Origin of the sequence: Calothrix sp. FACHB-168 (assembly GCF_963889195.1) — a bacterium.
GTDB classification, from domain to species: domain Bacteria; phylum Cyanobacteriota; class Cyanobacteriia; order Cyanobacteriales; family Nostocaceae; genus Aulosira; species Aulosira anomala_A.
The window spans coordinates 1-17865 of sequence record NZ_CAWPNJ010000088.1 but is presented as its reverse complement, the minus strand read 5'-3'; the positions used below and the strand labels follow the sequence as shown (position 1 = coordinate 17865).

The 17865-nt window shown below is 40.0% G+C and carries 16 protein-coding genes; 8 read left to right on the top strand and 8 right to left on the bottom strand.

What is annotated here, in order from left to right; genetic code table 11:
- Positions 1 to 896 precede the first annotated feature (896 nt).
- Positions 897 to 1481, top strand: a complete 585-nt coding sequence (locus tag AACW45_RS36615; RefSeq protein ID WP_190637962.1) for a hypothetical protein — start codon at positions 897 to 899, stop codon at positions 1479 to 1481.
- Between the two features lie 255 nt (positions 1482 to 1736).
- On the opposite strand, the gene AACW45_RS36610 is transcribed toward AACW45_RS36615, so the two are convergent.
- Complete coding sequence (locus AACW45_RS36610) at positions 1737 to 3476, bottom strand: protelomerase family protein (RefSeq protein ID WP_190637960.1); 1740 nt, start codon at positions 3474 to 3476, stop codon at positions 1737 to 1739.
- A gap of 195 nt (positions 3477 to 3671) precedes the next feature.
- Here AACW45_RS36610 and AACW45_RS36605 point away from each other — a divergent pair, with 195 nt between their 5' ends.
- Entirely contained in the window at positions 3672 to 3833 is a 162-nt protein-coding gene (locus tag AACW45_RS36605) for a hypothetical protein (protein ID WP_190637957.1), read from the top strand.
- Between the two features lie 55 nt (positions 3834 to 3888).
- On the opposite strand, the gene AACW45_RS36600 is transcribed toward AACW45_RS36605, so the two are convergent.
- The 7 genes from AACW45_RS36600 to AACW45_RS36570 form a co-directional block, all read right to left on the bottom strand.
- Entirely contained in the window at positions 3889 to 4368 is a 480-nt protein-coding gene (locus AACW45_RS36600) for a GIY-YIG nuclease family protein (RefSeq protein ID WP_313933826.1), read from the bottom strand.
- Positions 4369 to 4371: 3 nt separating this feature from the next.
- A complete protein-coding gene (locus AACW45_RS36595; protein WP_190637955.1) occupies positions 4372 to 6546 on the bottom strand; it encodes a hypothetical protein in 2175 nt (724 codons plus the stop codon).
- Positions 6547 to 6604: 58 nt separating this feature from the next.
- The gene (locus AACW45_RS36590) at positions 6605 to 7303 is read right to left on the bottom strand and encodes a hypothetical protein (RefSeq protein ID WP_190637953.1); all 699 of its coding nucleotides are present in this window, start codon (positions 7301 to 7303) and stop codon (positions 6605 to 6607) included.
- Complete coding sequence (locus tag AACW45_RS36585; protein ID WP_190637950.1) at positions 7303 to 7467, bottom strand: hypothetical protein; 165 nt, start codon at positions 7465 to 7467, stop codon at positions 7303 to 7305. The genes AACW45_RS36590 and AACW45_RS36585 overlap by 1 nt, the downstream gene beginning before the upstream one ends.
- A 7-nt stretch (positions 7468 to 7474) precedes the next feature.
- Positions 7475 to 7681 carry a hypothetical protein gene (locus AACW45_RS36580; protein WP_190637948.1) on the bottom strand — a complete coding sequence of 69 codons (207 nt, stop codon included), beginning with the start codon at positions 7679 to 7681 and terminating at the stop codon, positions 7475 to 7477.
- 268 nt (positions 7682 to 7949) lie between these two features.
- Positions 7950 to 8228 (bottom strand): hypothetical protein, encoded by a 279-nt coding sequence (locus AACW45_RS36575; RefSeq protein WP_190637946.1) that lies wholly within the window; start codon positions 8226 to 8228, stop codon positions 7950 to 7952.
- A gap of 6 nt (positions 8229 to 8234) precedes the next feature.
- Positions 8235 to 8846 carry a hypothetical protein gene (locus AACW45_RS36570; protein ID WP_190637943.1) on the bottom strand — a complete coding sequence of 204 codons (612 nt, stop codon included), beginning with the start codon at positions 8844 to 8846 and terminating at the stop codon, positions 8235 to 8237.
- Between the two features lie 196 nt (positions 8847 to 9042).
- On the opposite strand from AACW45_RS36570, the gene AACW45_RS36565 reads away from it, so the two are divergent.
- From AACW45_RS36565 to AACW45_RS36540, 6 genes are all read left to right on the top strand, one after another.
- Positions 9043 to 9267, top strand: coding sequence for a helix-turn-helix domain-containing protein (locus AACW45_RS36565; RefSeq protein WP_190637940.1), 225 nt, complete (start codon positions 9043 to 9045; stop codon positions 9265 to 9267).
- 85 nt (positions 9268 to 9352) lie between these two features.
- The gene (locus AACW45_RS36560; RefSeq protein ID WP_190637938.1) at positions 9353 to 9988 is read left to right on the top strand and encodes a Uma2 family endonuclease; all 636 of its coding nucleotides are present in this window, start codon (positions 9353 to 9355) and stop codon (positions 9986 to 9988) included.
- A gap of 177 nt (positions 9989 to 10165) precedes the next feature.
- Positions 10166 to 10924 (top strand): hypothetical protein, encoded by a 759-nt coding sequence (locus tag AACW45_RS36555; RefSeq protein ID WP_190637935.1) that lies wholly within the window; start codon positions 10166 to 10168, stop codon positions 10922 to 10924.
- A 283-nt stretch (positions 10925 to 11207) separates the two neighbouring features.
- Positions 11208 to 11450 (top strand): hypothetical protein, encoded by a 243-nt coding sequence (locus tag AACW45_RS36550; protein ID WP_190637933.1) that lies wholly within the window; start codon positions 11208 to 11210, stop codon positions 11448 to 11450.
- 367 nt (positions 11451 to 11817) lie between these two features.
- Positions 11818 to 15504: a hypothetical protein gene (locus AACW45_RS36545; RefSeq protein WP_190637931.1), complete on the top strand. Its 3687-nt coding sequence runs from the start codon at positions 11818 to 11820 to the stop codon at positions 15502 to 15504.
- A 353-nt stretch (positions 15505 to 15857) separates the two neighbouring features.
- Positions 15858 to 16328, top strand: a complete 471-nt coding sequence (locus AACW45_RS36540) for a hypothetical protein (RefSeq protein WP_190637929.1) — start codon at positions 15858 to 15860, stop codon at positions 16326 to 16328.
- Positions 16329 to 17865: the final 1537 nt, after the last annotated feature.

Sequence of the window (17865 nt, the reverse complement as noted above, 5' to 3'; positions counted from 1 at the left end):
TAGTTACGTCCGTTAATTTAAATTAACGGACGTAACTAGTTATATCTGCTTAAGGCATCTCGTTATGTCTTTATGTAACTGGTTATGCTCACTTGTATGCATGTATTAGAACTGGTTATATTTGCAATCATCGCGTTACACCTTTATTATAACTAGTTAAATATTGCGCCTTAAAAGCCTTGCTATACAAGGATTATAGCAGCTAGCAGCATCGGGTTATATCTAAATATTATAATTAGTTCTATCTTTATTGCTAACTAGTTCTATATATGCCTTGACGATTCTATATAGAAACTAACCAGTTCCATCTATTTAATACTATTTTATAACTAGTTCTAGGCATAAAATAACAAGTTCTATTTATATTAGAACTCGTTTTATTTTTATTACTGGTTATGTCTGCATTAGAACGGCTTGCTATAGCAACCAGTTACCCACAGATTAGAACCTTCATAATTCCCGACTAATACCCGTCAGCAAGCTATCATCAAAAGTTTGCCGATTTTTGGCTATGGCTTGGGTAACTTCTCTATGCTTCCCTGAAGTGCGATCGCGTCCATAAGGTTATGTTTTATTAGAGTTTTGCGGCATAACCAACTTGGCACGGTTCCCCGGTGCGATCGCCTGTCTACCCAGTTGTACAGCGATGGTATGAGGCAACACAAGCCCGAAGGGCGACCGGGCGACTGAAACCGCGTAGCGTCTCCTCGCTGGCACTTTTCCTCAAGGGCGATGGTCAAGTTTCTGAAAAATGTTCACGTGAACATTCGGGTGCGATGCGTGAGGGCGATCGGCTCTTGAGTGGCATGGAGATAGGGTTTTGGGATTAGATATTGACTGGTGTGACAATGGATTAGTTTTTGGGAATTATATAAGAAACATTATTTTCTATCACAATGAGAACCGTAACATCAATTTTTCTAATTATTACATTAATTTCTTGCTCAGTTAATTCAACAGATTCTAAGAATTCTATTTCAGATTCTAAGAATTCTATTTCTGGTAATAATGTTAAAGAAAATTCCAATTCACCTGTTTCTACATCTAGTACTACATCTTCTAATAAAGACGAAGAATATATTAATAAAGTACGTAAAACTATTATTAATAGTTATAAAAATGCTGAATTAGAAAAGCCATTATTAAAAATAGATATTGAAAAACACTTAAGTTTCACTCATGATGATGACCTGATAAATGCAGGTAAGCTAGCTTGTAAGATTTTAGAAAATATAGATCCCAAAGAAGATAAATTTAATCCTAATACTATGATAGGTGCAGCAAAGAACATGAAACATCCTGTAGTTTACACCAAAGTTAAAGAATACTTGGATACTAAAATAAAATTTGATAAAAACGATTTAGATTATATTAGCTTGAATGATTTACAAAAAATTGTGTTTCTAAATGTAGTACCTTATTTAATAAGCCATAGTGTTTATGAAAATTCTACTGCTTACTATTGCCAGGATAAAAATTAAATATTTTAAATAGTCTTTAACTTTTTATTACTCTAATTATTATCAGCCATAAACTTTCCTTTAATATCTATTACCCTTCTTAGCCTTATTACACCTGGGAAATAGACACCTATAAATACAGATTACCCTACAATCCCTTACCGCAACTTGAGGGTACAATCCATTGGCTAATCGTTGGAGTCCGCTGAATTGGCACTACAGATGGGAATGGGGCAAGGGATAGAGGAGTAAGGAGCAGTGTGGAGATCGCCTCTGCTACCAGCTAACCACATCAGTAATTGATTTACCCTTGTGGCGTTTGTTGTGGTACTGTCCTAACCCATAAGCCTCATTATGGCTTGTCACTTCATCATTATGGGTTTCTAACCATTTAGCAATTACTTGACCATTACAACCCGACAATTCTCTGAGTACAGCATTGCCCACATACCACCTATCATCATTCGATGTAGCAACAGTAGAATTATGAGTTTTGATAGCTGCAAAACATCTCATTAATTTCTCATCAATTGCACCAGCAGACTTTAATTTTTTTAGGTCTTCAGATGAAACAGCTTCCCAGTCTCTATCATCCTGTTTGGTTTGTACTTTAGTAACTTCTTTGGTTACTACTGGCTTGCTTTCAGCACTGCTAGGTAATTGATTTAGCTTTGCCTCTAACCTGGCATCAATTAAAGCTTCTAGCTCATATTTATCAAGAGTAATTGTTTGATTCTCTGTAAATTCCATACTTTCAACTTCTTGTTTTAACTGTTTGTTTTGGACTTCTAGTTCATCTAATTTCTTGTTAGTTTTTGCTAATTCTTGTGTAAGTTTTGTAACTAAATTGTATTTTTCTAATAACAGACGAACTACTTCATGTTGGGTATTTAAATTTAATTCGGCTTGCAGATTCTTAATTATTTCCAAATCTTCAGGTAAAGCTTTCACATTAGTAGGTTTAGCTTTCTCTGGTGCGTCAGGGAATCCAACTGGCTCAGTCACGTAATAGTCAGAGTAGCCAAGAGTTGTAGTGATGTGTTTTAAATCGGAATCCGAGATTTTTTCGCCTGGGGTAATATGCCCCAAAAATGAAGCAGCAAAGTACATCTTTGCACCGATAGAACCTTGACAATCTCTCTCGGTTACTAAAGCAGCACAAGCAGCACGTAAAGCTTTACAGTCATTTTGGTCTTGACCATGACGAAAATTTAGCAAAGGTTCATTACTGTCTTTACCTCCAAAATACTCTTGAACTACTCGACGTAATGAATTACCGCGTCTATCTTCAATGGCTTTGTTTTGTGCTGCTACATCACGGGGGAACTCGTTAGAAACTTCTTTTAAGAGTGACTTAATGCTTTCATCCCTACGTAAATGATTAAGCTTTTCAATGATGTAGCTGGCAGGAAATAAGGTAGAGATTTTAAAAACTGGCTTCTCACCACGTTTTTTACCTTGACCCTCAAACATTGCCTGATAGCTTTCACTTTCCACCGGGGTAAACTTCCCTCTGGCTAAAATCTCATGAGGACGGCGGCCAGTTGCAGCAATCAATCCCACTGCTAACTCATGGGGGTTATTGCTTTCTAGCAACTTGCCAGTAATTTCAATGTATTCATCTGGCTTGATTTCAATACCTATGCTGCCATCTTCATTAATGGCAGTTACGCGATCGCTTACCCGTGTAGTTTCGTTTCTAGCTTCCCAATCTTTCTTATCTAAGCCACAAAGCAATAAAACATAGTGCCTTAGCTCATTGCCTACGACATTGCCAGCTTTGTCATGCTTGGGCACGGATTCAGCATTTTTACCTTGCTCTAGCTTTAAGGATTTAAATTTTTTGTAGAAACCTACACGACTTAAGACAGTACCCAGGCTATCAATGCTGTAGGTAGTGCTGGTGTTCAGCCATTCGTTAAATTGCTCACAATACGGCTTGATTTCCTCAAAGCTTTGTAAATCCTTAGTCGCCTCAAACAGCTTATTTACTTGCTCTTGTAATGCTTTGCTCACATCCCGTTACCTTTTTAGAACTTGTTCTATTTTATAGAACAAGTTACATATAATCAAGGTTTTTGCAGAACTGGTTACATAAATATATTTAATATAACTTGTACTTGCTAATATAGAACTGGTTCTATTATTATAGAACTGTAAGGAAAAAGGGAGCCGCGCTAACGACTCCCATTTACTAAAAAAGGTAATTCGATGCTACTCCAAACTAAGACCGAAACCAAGCCACAAACCACCAATGAATACTTAGACGGTGCTTTTGATGCGGCAATAGGACTACCACCCAAAACCTACGATGGGCAATATGGGAAAGGTTATCTGGATAAGGTGAGGGAGACAGGTAACACACCGTTCTAAAACTAAAGGGTAGGCTCAAAACCTACCCTTAAATTTTGGATATGGGGCGATGACGCTACTTGATTACTCTTTGTAATCCTGGCTTTGCTGGCATCGGCTTCTCTGAAGATTTTGAGAGCATCAAGCCAGCACTAATGATTATAAAACTTACCGCCAAAACTGCTTTGACTGGTATTTCACTCAAAGATATTTGGTGAGTCTCATATTTTGAAAATTCCCAATTTACTCTAATGAAATCAACGGGCGATAAATCGAACCATTCACGGCTTTTAAGTAGCTTAACATTGCAGTGCTTAAATTTTTGATGTAGCTCACTTTCTACCAATTCCATATTCTCAACGTAGATAGTCTTGAGTATTTTAATGTTGCATGGCGGCTGGTTGCTATGAAATGTATCAAGCCTCATTTGTGGATTTCGACTTAAGCCAATTTTGCAACGTCGTAGATAGCGACCTGGGAATATACCGTGATACCCTTCAGCTTCCATCAAGTAAATATAGCCTGAAATATTGTCATTTCTGGTGTAATATTCCACTGGCTACCTCCAGACAATCTTGTTAGCAACCGTTACCTTTTTACACCCCAAACAGTAATATCTTTTGTCCTTTCTTACGGTCAAATTTGCATTTCCACAGTGAGGGCAATGGGGTTTAGTGTCACCTTGACTTGTACCCCCTATAGTCAAAAATGACGCAGATGACATCACGGTGTCAGTGCTTGCTGTAGCTAGGTTTGAGCTATCCCGTGTCAAGAGGTTGTCACTCGTGCCAGAGTATCTGACACGGCTCGCCAGTCGCTTTACTTCTTCAATTTCTTGATAGTTGAAAGCTACGCTATCAAGGTTAGGTAAAAAGTAGAGTTTTGGCGAACGGCTATCGACTATCAGAGCTACTCTTAACAGCCTTGCATCATCAGTTACTAACTCGTTTTTATGTTCAATGTATTCTTCAATTGCGTCTAAATTACGTGAGAGTTTAGCCAGATTAGATTCACTATTTTTACCTTTACCGTAGGTATTGAGATAATGTCTAATCTTGGGAATGCCAATGATAATTTCAGTAAATAAACTCCTATCATCGTTGGTAAATCCTGGAATTTGTTTAGTCATTACCGATTGACCGCTAACAATCCAGCCTATGTTATTGTGACCAAACTGTTTCAAAATCTTTTTTAAATTCTCACCTGCTTTGTATGGTTCACTGCAAGAATTGAGAGTATTGTCTAATTCATCCCATACCCAAACTTGAAAGTAATTAGCCGCAAAGCTAGGATTTTGAACGCGATATTTACCATCTTCTAGGCAGTCTTCAAATGATTTAATAGCGGCGGTTGTGTCACCATATTTTAGGAAGATATCAAGGGGATAACTAGAATCCTTAAGTGAACCAACAGCACCGGGATAGCTGACAGTAACTAGCGTGTTGGGTACTTTCTCACCCTTGCCAGTATTACCCCTAGTACATCCTGCTTTGAGAATTTCGCTAATCATTACAGCAGTAGTTGGAGTTTTGCCGATGCCCGGATCTGCTATCAGTCGATAGCGAATTGGGTGTGAGGTGATGTAACTGATAAATTGGTCAGGACTACCGACCATGAGCTTAATTTCATCGTCTTTGACGGCTGGCGATTGCCGGAAGCTTACAACGATGCAATCAGTGATTTCTAACTTCCGAACGCTGGTGATTTTGAATAGCCTTAGTTTTTTGGCAAGTGCTTCTGAATGCTTACTGATAGTTTCTACAATTGTCTGTGGCGATACTGACCGGGAATAGCCATACCCAATATCTACAGCACCGTCAGGCTTAACCTGGAATCCTTTAACAGCCAAGGGCAACTGTAAATCCTGCCAGATGGTACGCGCTAACTCGTTGGCTATTCGCCCGTTGATATCAAAACCGAAATCAGCATATTGAGGTTCGGTCAAGTCACCTGCTAACTCTTGCTGTAGTATTCGCACCCGTAACTCTAAACTATCCTTGACATCTTTTAATTCGTCGTAAGCCTTTTGGTGACTGTTTTTTAGGTTTTCTTTATGTGCAAGATATCTATCGTGTATCCCTAAAAAATATTGTCTTTGGCTTTGATGAGAGTCGAAAAATTCTTCCATTAATGCTCTCATCTCATCCAATGCATCAAAGGCTTGTTGGGTAAGTTCAAATTCGTTGGCTAATTCCTGCTTAACTAATTCCTGCTTTTTCTTCTCAAATTCTTGGGCTAGCTGGTCATCGAACTGCTTTTCATAGTCAATCAACGTAGCATCTTTTTCCTGACATAGTTTGTTTAACTCTGTGACTTCACCCTGTAACTCATTGATGCGAATAAGTAAGCGTTTATTTTCCTGGCTGAGTTCTTTACCTTGATTGATTTCAGTTTGCAATATAACTTTGATATCAGATAATTCACTACTCATTTCAGAGATTGTTTTTAACGCTGTATCTTGCGCTTTTTGTAAATCATGTTTAACTTTTTCACTGTCTTTGATTATGGTGTTTAGTCGTTTATTTTCTGCAATATAGCGGTCTAAGTCGGACTCTAAACCGTTACGCATTTTATTAAATTTAGTGTCGTAAAAGAGAGCTACAGTACCACCACCTAATAATGCACCACCAAGACCAAAACCAATTGTATGAGCTAAGTTTTTATTAGTGCTACCAAGCATCAAACCAGTAATTAAACCAAGTCCAGTTGTAGTTGCAATTGTAAATATTTTCATGACTTCAAATCCTTTTATAAGTTAGGGTAGCTATTACTAACTACCCAATTTCTGAGAATTATTTAATGCTCTTGTTACCTAACTCTTTGAGGAAAGCATCAAAATCTTCTTCAGCCTTCAATGCTTCCTGATACCCTTTAGCAGCCTTAAATTGTTGCTTCTTTAGATTTGCGTCGTTCTCTGCTATGGTGTAGGGTAAAGCCGCTTGCACTGTAGCGGTTTTGTGAGATTGGGCGATGTAATTCACACCTTTTTCTAGAGTGATAGATTTTTGCTTTTGAAGTTCTAGAAATTGCTGGTAAACTTTCTCAATCTCACTTTGACTTACTAAGCCAGATGCAAATGCTTTTGCTTTTTCTGCCAGTGCTTTGAACTGAGAACCAGCGTATTTGTTAGCCCATACAATTAACTCGTTGTACCTAATCCCGCCCTCATATTTAGCCTTGGCATTTTCAAACTCTGCCACAGATGCTTGGTTTTTGATGTCAGGGTTTTTAATGTCCTCAATGGGGGTCAAGTCTGGACTATGAACATTAGAGGCTATTTGGTCAAGGGTAGAACGTTCAAATCCTGGGATGCTGACTGTAACAGAATTGTCATTGCTGTTATAGCCAACTAAACCATGTATCCTAGTGTCAACCTCTGGCTTAGTTTTGAAGTCGGTAATTATGGGAGTAGTTATTGATTTTTGACCTTCACTAAATGTAGGTTTTCTTGATGGAGTGTTAACGGTTGTTGGCGTTTTTCTAATAGGCATTAAGTTTTTACCCCTCTACTAATTTTGTGTGCTTCAAACTTGATTTTTAGTTCTGCTATTTTGCGCTCTAATCGGTTGTACTTCTCAACCATGTGAGCGTTGATATCAAAGCAATCAGCAGCATTTTGGATAGTTTCAGCACTTAGCTGATTTTCATCATCCATAATTTATTTATGCCTCTATGTTGTTAAGTGCTTCTGTTGAGTAGTGCCAAGCATCAGCCAAGTTGGTAATAATTCTTTCGTCAACAATTTGGTTGGATATTTTCAGTTTTAAAACCAGTGCGTATGCTTCTCCTAATGCTGTCTCTGCCTCAATAAGTAAGCACTGAACTCTGTCTAAATCCTTAGTTTTAGCAATTGGCGTTTGGCTTATCATGATGGTGTAAATAAATTCAATTGCGGGATTTTACGAAGCTTTTTTGAGGGGATACAGGTATTGCATCCCCTCTTTTCTTTGGCTATCTAGGGCAAGTCTGAGCTATGATTTGTGAGATTCATCCTTAAGTTTGAGGGTGGACTAATAGCGATCGCAATTTCTTGTCAGGGAAGGGCGATCGCTTTTGACTTGGATATCAACAATCCAGAGAAGCATTAGCAGTGGGATGATTACTGCTGCTATTAGGTATGAGAGTTTCTGGCTTTGCTCAATCTGGGCTACTGTCTTTTGAAGATTGGTCATATTTTTGAAAATCGCGGTACTCTTGGGCGGCTTCCTCCAATTTCCTCACAACTACATCCAGTTGAGCGTCATCATGCCCTGGTTTTTTGACTGAGTAATGGATGTAAGAGGCAATCGCATCTAGCAGATCATCAAGGGAGTAGCGCTCTTGCTCTAAAATCGGGATGAATTCCTGGATATAGTCAGCAAGTGCTTTTTTGCGGAGGCCTTCTAGTTCTTGGCGAATTTCTTCGTGGTTTTTCATGCTTCTCTACCCAAGTTGTTGCAGTTTTTCGAGGGTCAATTGCTCGACTGTGGCGGCGGCGGCTTGCTCTTGCAATTCAAAGATTTTCAAACCCTTCTCAATACCCCGCGCTATAGCTTGTTGTGCCTCCAATTCATCAAGTACGGATTGATTGTTTTTGGTGCGACTGGCTTCTGTGGCGATTCGCTCTTTGATAGCCAAGATGCGGTCTTGAACTGAGATGTTCAAAGCTGTGGTGTTTTTTTGGATGGTTGCCAGTTTGGTTTCTAATGCCTCGGTCTGTCTGTGAGGAACAATGGCGGCGGTCGTTTTGGTAGTAGCTTGCTGTGGCTTGTGGTTTTCTCTGGCTACTTGTTGGGCATACTCAGAAGCATTGCCAATATCTTTTAGCCGTTGCATCTGGTCAAGTGCTTTTTGGGTGTAGATGCCATTGGCTCTAAATTCTGATTCTGGTAGCCAGTGCCAAGCCTCAAGGATGCGGTTTGCATATTTGAAAACTGTTCTCTCGGTTATTCCCAAAATCTCTGCTAATGCCTTAGCGGTCAGTGTCCGGTCAGTGTCCGGTTCAGTGTCCGGTTCAGTGGTAGGACAGTCTATCATTTCAATTTCTTGATACATAAGGGTTTTGGCTTATGTTCGGTGGTTTTCAGTGAGCAGTAGTGCTGTTCACTTCATGGTAGTTAACTTACTAGCTTGCTGTCAAGCTAGCAATGTATAAGGATAGATAGCTAGCTATTTGATATAATATAAGATGCTCTTATAACTTGCTAGCAAGCTAATTAGCTGTTATGTTTAGATCGATTCTCTAGGAAATATGAAGGTGAACTGCAAGATAAAGCAATTGATGGATGCACGGGACATCAAGCAAGCTCATTTAGCTGAAGCTACCGGGTTATCTCCAACTACAGTAGGAAAACTCTACAGAAACCAGTTTGAACGTATAGATAAAGCTACTTTAATTACTCTGTGTAAATTCTTTCGTGTTGGAATAGCAGACTTGTTTGAAGTTGAATTCGAGCAAGAGGATTTAGCATCATAACTGAATCCCCAAGTCCTAAAACGCAATGAATTATGTTTGAAATACGCTCTGTGCCTAGCAATCAATACTAAGTAGGAGAACCGCTATGGTCACAACTTTCCCACTCGCAGAAACAAGAACTTTAATTAAAAACATCAGTTGGCAGACGTTTAAAACCATGTTGGCTGAGATGGGAGTCGAGCGTAACTCTCGATTTGCCTACCTTAATGGAATAGTAGAAATTATGACCCCACTAATGCCACACGAGAACTCAAACCGCGTTATCGAAGGTTTTGTTCTTGTGTTGTGTGAGGAATTTGGCAAAGAAGTCAAAAGCACTGGTTCACTAACCTTGACACGGGATGATTTAGAGAAAGGAGGGGAGCCAGATAGCAGCTACTACATTCAAAATGAGTCATTGGTTAGGGGCAAAGAAAATATTGATTTAGCGACTGACCCACCACCAGACCTAGTGCTTGAGGTGGAATACTCCAGATCCAAGATAGATAAATTATCTCTCTATGCCTCAATGGGTATCCCTGAGTTTTGGAGATACAACGGTACTGTGTTGCGAGTTTATACCCTTTCGGGTAGCCAATACTCAGAAGTTGAATTTAGTCCTACTTTTGCCCCAGTGCCAGTAAAGGATATTCCCCGGTTTATTCAAGAAAGTAAAAAAATTGGGCAACTAGCAGCAAAGAGCGCTTTTCGCGATTGGGTAAGACAGCAAAAATCTGTCTGAGGAAACTAGCCTCGACCGCGCAACTAGGGTGAACAGTCGCACCTATCCCAAAATCAAGCACCACAAGCTTTTGCAATCTGTATACACCGGGCTTTTCTTACTTTTTTCTTACTCGCTACGGAAGGGCGATCGCCTGAGAATTACGTAGGTATGAACACGACATAGAAGGAGCATGATTTGAACGGAAAATTAGCAAGGCGATTTGCAAAAATTTTACAATCTTTGCCTGAAGAAGAATTACTCAGGTTTACAGCTACCCAAGCTCAAAGAGAATATTGGATTAAGTGCAGGGAATTCAACCATATCATTGCTATCTGCTTTGAAGCCAGGTTCTCTGGTAAAGACAATCCTATTGACTACTGGAAAGAAGACAAGACTGAAAAGCTATTTCACGACTTAGTTTGGAAGTTAATCAAAATGTATGAAGATTTGTGGTCACTTATCCAAGTAGCATTTGGGGACATTAAAAAAGCTTTTGATGCCAAAAAGGAACCGTTGGTTTTTCCTTCAGCATGGGGTTTATTTCTTGAAGTTGTAAAATTTCAAGAAAATTCTAACTATGCACAATGCCTAGCGCCTTCTTGCAACACCTTCAATACAAAACGAGATGCAAAGATCGATAAACTCATCAGGCAAGGAACTTGGGGTGAACTCACAGAAGATCAACAAGCCGAACTAAAAAGACTTACGAAAGAGCAACCTGTAAATCCTTGGCTTCACATTGTCTACTGGCTATGCCAGGAATTCGCCAAAACCGACAGCTTAATTGCCCAGCATTTTCAGTCTTTCAGGGATGCGATGAATTCGGCGACAGATTTACAAATCAAAATCTATTCGCAAGCTATCAAAGGAAGGCTGGACTTTACCCTAGCTTCAGAATACTGGATTGATGGCAAAAGGCATGAAGGGCAGCAACCTGGGGGCAAGTATTCTTAACCTATCCTTAATCTAAGGACTCCACTTTTTCAATCGTCTTGATTATCCAATAGCGATCACCCTAAGCTTTATTCATCAGCTTTTTTGCCGGATTAACTAGCAATAAAAAGCTGGCAAACAAGTTCCCAGGTTTTGAGCGCGGACGCAAAGAGTCTGATTATCAGTCAGAACTCCTGAGTAATTGTCTACCAGACAAACATGTAATTTTTGTTATTACTTCAAGCTTATCGATTATTCCGCAAAACTCAAAGCCTGAGAGTACTAAATTAATAGAGGTATTCTCATGTTTGAAAACAATAGTGCTGTGGGAACATCCCCCCCCACAGCACTACTCAAAAAAACTTATACAGTAAGTATTTTATCAAAATCCCTCCTTAGAGGTCAATCACGGCGATACAAAAGATTAGCTCATGCAGTACGCCAACAGGAACTAACAACAAGCCTTGAAATCCTTGCAGAAAGCCAGATTGAAGGCGATTTAGCACTTTTCATTCTGGCTAATTTTCAGCAGATGGGGGTGGCGTGATGAAAATCTGCCCACACTGCGGCTTTGAGTTCCGGGTCAACGTAGTTTCAGAACGGTCAACGGGTTTTAAATATTTGCGATCTGGTTGCTGCGATGTCGCCCTTAGAAAATGCCCTGATCCGAATGAACTATTGAGTTGCTCTAGCCTCAGCCTTGAGGAGCGAGATTACCTCAAGCGGCTTGTTGATTTACCGTGGTTTAGCGGTCAGGTTGCTGCTGTACTTCTCCAAATTGAAGCCAAGACACAGGCATCAGTGGAGGTGGCAGCGTGAGTTTCACAACGTCATCCCCAAAAGACCCTTGCAATATCTGCGGGAATACCACTCATAAATGCCGACATCACCACGTAGAAGGTCAAGGGCTTTGCATGACCTTCGCTGATGTTCGCAAGGGCGAGATAATTTCTGGCTATAAATGCACCGGACATACCAAATGTGGACAATGGGCTAAATTTGCCATCGATAACAGCGAAGAATGGACGCGAGAACAGCAAGATGAATGGGAACGCCTAAAGGAACAGCGACGACGCGAACAGGAACAGGCAGAAGCCAAGAGAAAACAGGAATCACTGTCACTTCAGGAGCGCGATAAACAGTACAGAGAATTAATCGAAACTCTCACTCTGTCACCGGAGGACAAAACCGACCTCAAGCAGCGGGGATTTTCTGATCTAGAGATTGAATTGTGCGGCATCAAATCTGTTGAGCGTTACCAGCATCTGCAACAACAATTTAGCCATCTCTTGCCAGGGGTAAGCCAGGACGGTAAAACGTTAATGACGAATGCCGGATATCTCCTGCCAGTTCGTAACGTCGATGGTTTGATAGTTGCCTGCCAAGTGAGACTAAGGGGGATTTTAACTGAAGGGCGTTACAGATGGCTTTCAAGCAAGACTAAGGATAATCCAGATGGGCAATCACCCCATATTCACGGTAAAGATTTCAGTGAATTACCTTTGGCTGTACATCGCCCACAATTACAACCTCAAGGCATCGGGCTAGTTGAGGGCACAGGTGTAAAACCATTCAAGGCTAGCCTTGGGTTAAGTTTAATCGTTATTGGTGCAGCTGGTGGGCAGTGGACAAGCAGTCCCAACTTGTTACAGAAATATCTCACACAGATTTCTCATGAAGTTGGAGGAGATAAGCACATTAAGCTGTTTCCCGATGCTGGAGATGTTCAAAACAAAGCAGTAGTAGAGAGATGGCGAAAAACCTGTAACTTACTCACTGACTTAGGGTATCTTCCTGTAATTGGTTGGTGGGGTCAAGTCAGCAAGGAAGACAATGACATCGATGAGCTAGAAAACTTTGACGACATCCAGCACATCAGCCCGAAAGAATTTTTTGAAATCTGCGAACAGGAATTAAGCAGGGGTCAAGGTTTTGGTCAACAGGAATCAAAGAGCTATGTTACCAAGGTTAGAAAATCTCCTGATTGGTTGAACTGGATCGACAAAAATAAATTTACACCTGATGTTGTCTTAAATTGCAATGGTGATTTAGTTCTTCCTGATGAGTTGATGGATATTGAAAACAAAAATCTACTCATTAATTCTGGACTGGGAACCAATAAAACTGGTGAAGGACTAAGGCTAATAAAAAGCCTAGAATCTGTGTATAACCCATTTACAGGTTACACAGGAGTTTGCACAACAATTCTTGGCTATATTAACTCATTACTTCATCAAACAATCGAAAGAGCAGGCGGTTATGGAATAGACATATTGCACGTTCAAAGCGATGATGACGGTAAGTTATTTGCTAAAGATACTAATAGCCATATTGCGGGTTGTATTCACTCTCTGCCACACTTTGACGGTCATTTTTCAGGCAAGGCTGTAATGGTTGATGAGATTGAATCAGTTCTAACAACATTAGTAACAGGTTCTAATCTAGGCAGCAAGCATGGTGAAATTATAGAAATGTTCTCTAGGGCTATAAGTGCCAGTTATGGCAATATTTTTCTAGATGGTAACATGACGGATATATCGGCTGATTTGATAGAGGAAATAACTGGTAAGAAAAATATTAAAGTCCTCAACCCTGGACAAATTAGACGCAAGAATTTTAGATTTATTATTAGTGCTAAAAAGGGTAAAAACGGAAAAGTCAAACTCGCTGTTAATGACCCTAGCCCATTAATTAAGATGATACTTGATACTATCCGCAAGGGTCAAAAAGCCTTTGTAACTACTGATTCTCGAATTTTTGGTGAAGGTTTAGCCGAAAATGCGATTAATATTACCGCTGACGAGAGAAGCGTAAAGCAGTTAGCTGATGTCGCAGATAAAGAGGGTTATAAAGTTTTCGTAATCAGTAAAAATACCTCTGGAACTGATGAGGGGAAAGCATTTTTAAGCAATCCTGGTGAATATATAGCCAAGAATAATATCAGCTTGGTTATCGGTACTCCGTCAATCGGCAGTGGTGTTAGTATTCAGCTACCCGAAGGATTTGAAGACCACTTTGGCGCACAATTTACGCTTTTTTGTGGCGTTCTGAGTACCAAACAGCAAAAGCAGTTGTTGGCTAGGCTAAGGAATAATAAGCTTATCCATTATATCTACTGTCCAGTTAAGAGTTTAGTGAAAGATAGGAACAGACCACAGCAATACTCAGCAACAGAATATTTAAAAGAAATAAACGAATTACAAAGATTAAATAGGGCGATATCTCATGAACAAATACAGCAATTGTTTGATGACGCTAAATCAAGAATTAACCCTGTTTTCGATAGATATTCAGCAGAACTAGGAGCATTAGATAACTTTGAACAAGATAATTTATTAGAATGCCTCAGCTATTCTTTGGAGTCCGAGGGGCATGGGGTCGAGTGCGTTTACCTTGACCCTGATGAACAGGCTAAAAATGAAATGAAGGAAGCCAAGGAGAGAATCAGGTCACGCGAAGCTGTAGAATTTCAAAAATCAATCCCCTTTGACTCAACCCTAGAAGCTGATAACCAGGTTAAAGCAAACCCCACACCTGAGAATCACTTGAGGAGGGATAAAACTTATTTTGTTAAGGAAAGATTGCCAGGGATAGAGAATAAAGAAGTTTGGGGCGTTGAATTTATTCGTGAATTTGTAATTGATGATAGCCCACAATATAAGGTCAAGGCTATTACTAGAGAATGGCTACTACGTCACCATAAAATTGCTTTTGAGAATCACAATATTAGGACAATACGAAAACTTGAAAAACGCTATGTAACATCTAAGGAGTTATTACCTGGGGATTATGGCAAGCTTTGGGCGTTAAAAGAGCTTAAGTTTGAGGAAAGGGTTCTTAATGCTGAACGATTTACGTGTAAATCGCCCAATATTCAGCAACTAGACAAAGAATACAGAGAACGTAAAGACTTGCAGAAATTATTAGGAATTGAGCCGCCAAGGGATAAGGTCAAAAATACAATAATTCAAGACTTAATCCGCCCCATGCTTGAGTTTTTAGGTAAGAAAACTGAAGAGCAGGGAAGAATTAGGATTGATGGCATTTCTCGAACTTCATATAAAGCTGTGAGCGCGATTGACGAAAAATCAAGAACAGCAATCTATGAATGTTTAACTAATAAGTTCACTAAAGAATACGAAAAACGCGAGTTAGACAAGATGCTAGAAAGTCTCAGAACACAGCAGGAATTGGCGGAGCAGATTAAAAGTCAACAGTCAACAGATGCAGAAATCACTACAGAAGTCAAATCGGAACTAGACAAATCGGCAGAAGGTAACGCGGCGATTATCGATGAATGGCTAGGTACTCTTTCCTGGGAAGAGTTGCATACCTTGTCTAGTAACTGGTCATCTGAATTGAAAGCTAAAACCTGGAAATTGCTCACGCCAGAACAACAACGAGCGCTCAAACAACTGCTTCCACAAACCATAGAAGGGAAATGGGTTGCCTACCTGCTTGATGCTGAAAAATCAGGCACTTTGGACAATACAATCAGGCAGTTTTTAGCTTTGGATGACAATCAAATAGCCGAGGCTTGGGATATGTTACCAGAACGTTTGAAAAACAGGTGCTGGGAATTGCACAGTACTTCAGCTTGATTGCAGGATCTAAGTGTACTACTCGATTATTGTGAGGATGCAGAAATGCTGGCGGATTTGAGGGCGATCGTCCCTTACCCATCGGCTTTGAAACTGGCATCTCGGCATCTGCCAAAAAAGAAGCGAGAACTTATCAGGCAATGGGTTGTGGCTGCATAATTTATTAGTGCAAAAATGTAAATTTGGGTGCAAGCTTAAGGCAAGCACCCCGCTACCTTGAATCAAAAACCTTTGTTTTTGAAGCTAAAATTTTTCATGTAATTTAGTGCAGTCGCAAGTCTGCAAATATTGCCACTGGCTGCATCTTGAGATGTAATTGAAGTATAGAATTATAGGAAAAAAATTGGTGTAATGTGAGTGCAAATCATCAGCATTTGAACGAGAAAGAATACAAGTTTGTAGTGGAAATTCTCAACGGTTCAACTGTAGAGCAGGCAGGAGAAGCTGTAGGGATAAAGCGGCGCAGTGCTTACCTCTGGAAAGCTAAGGAGCATATTCAGATGGCATTGGAAGCAGGGATTGAAGGGGAAGTCCAGATAGTTAAAGAATTTCGGGCTGAGAGGGCTAAGGCAACTCTTCCGCAAATATCAAGCCTGCTTGAGGAAGCAGCGCCGCGAGCGATACAAATTTTGATCGAGTTGAGCGAAACCGCCAATTTCTCAACGCGGCTGCTTGCGGCTAAAGAAATTATTCGCCTTAGTGGTTTAATTGAACATCAAAATTATACGGAAAAGCACTCTACAGAGTTTGTTAAACAAAAGGGACTGACGGCGGAAGCTGCGGCGCAAATTCGGCTCCACATTTTAGGGATTGGTGCTGAGTAAAATCGCCCCTCATCGCCCTACCCGATCCATCGCCCCACTCAATCATCACGCGAGTGGGGTTAATTTTGCCCAGGAAGCCGCCTGTAGTGGTTAGCTGGTAATTTGTGTACCTCAAGGCAATGTAGGGCATTGTGGGCGGTAGTAACACCCCTCAACTTATGTAAGTGACAAATGTGTTATCTACATCACTTTATCAACGTGACATCCCTACACAGCATATATATATACCCACACACACAAAGGATGTCACAGCATAAAGCCAGGTACAGCAATGCTTTGAGCGATTTTAAGGGGGCATTTTTTTAAGTTTTTATTACGAATACTTCTCAATTAAAATCTACCTATGTACTGAAACAGTGAGCTTGCTTAGTATTACGAAAAACATAGAGACTGACAGTTAAGGGAGAGATTGCCGACTAGTATTAATCAATAACCTCATCGCTTTTTTTAAGTATCTCTAGTGTTATCAGCATCACTTAGTTAGGGTGACATCCCCACACAACATATATATATACCCACACACACAAAGGATGTCACCACATAAAGCCAGATACAGCAATGCTTTTAGCTATTTTATCAAGCATTTTTTTTAGTTTTTGTTGCTATTAATTCTCATTTAAATTTTTATAATGTACTGACAATTAATGTTTACTTAGTATTTTGAAAAACATACAAAAGCGGGAATTGAGGCAGGTGAAGACGGGTATTAGTCATCGGTCATTGGGCATAGGAATGGGGTGAAGCCGATCGCCCTCACGCATCGCACCCGAATGTTCACGTGAACATTTTTCAGAAACTTGACCATCGCCCTTGAGGAAAAGTGCCAGCGAGGAGACGCTACGCGGTTTCAGTCGCCCGGTCGCCCTTCGGGCTTGTGTTGCCTCATACCATCGCTGTACAACTGGGTAGACAGGCGATCGCACCGGGGAACCGTGCCAAGTTGGTTATGCCGCAAAACTCTAATAAAACATAACCTTATGGACGCGATCGCACTTCAGGGAAGCATAGAGAAGTTACCCAAGCCATAGCCAAAAATCGGCAAACTTTTGATGATAGCTTGCTGACGGGTATTAGTCGGGAATTATGAAGGTTCTAATCTGTGGGTAACTGGTTGCTATAGCAAGCCGTTCTAATGCAGACATAACCAGTAATAAAAATAAAACGAGTTCTAATATAAATAGAACTTGTTATTTTATGCCTAGAACTAGTTATAAAATAGTATTAAATAGATGGAACTGGTTAGTTTCTATATAGAATCGTCAAGGCATATATAGAACTAGTTAGCAATAAAGATAGAACTAATTATAATATTTAGATATAACCCGATGCTGCTAGCTGCTATAATCCTTGTATAGCAAGGCTTTTAAGGCGCAATATTTAACTAGTTATAATAAAGGTGTAACGCGATGATTGCAAATATAACCAGTTCTAATACATGCATACAAGTGAGCATAACCAGTTACATAAAGACATAACGAGATGCCTTAAGCAGATATAACTAGTTACGTCCGTTAATTTAAATTAACGGACGTAACTA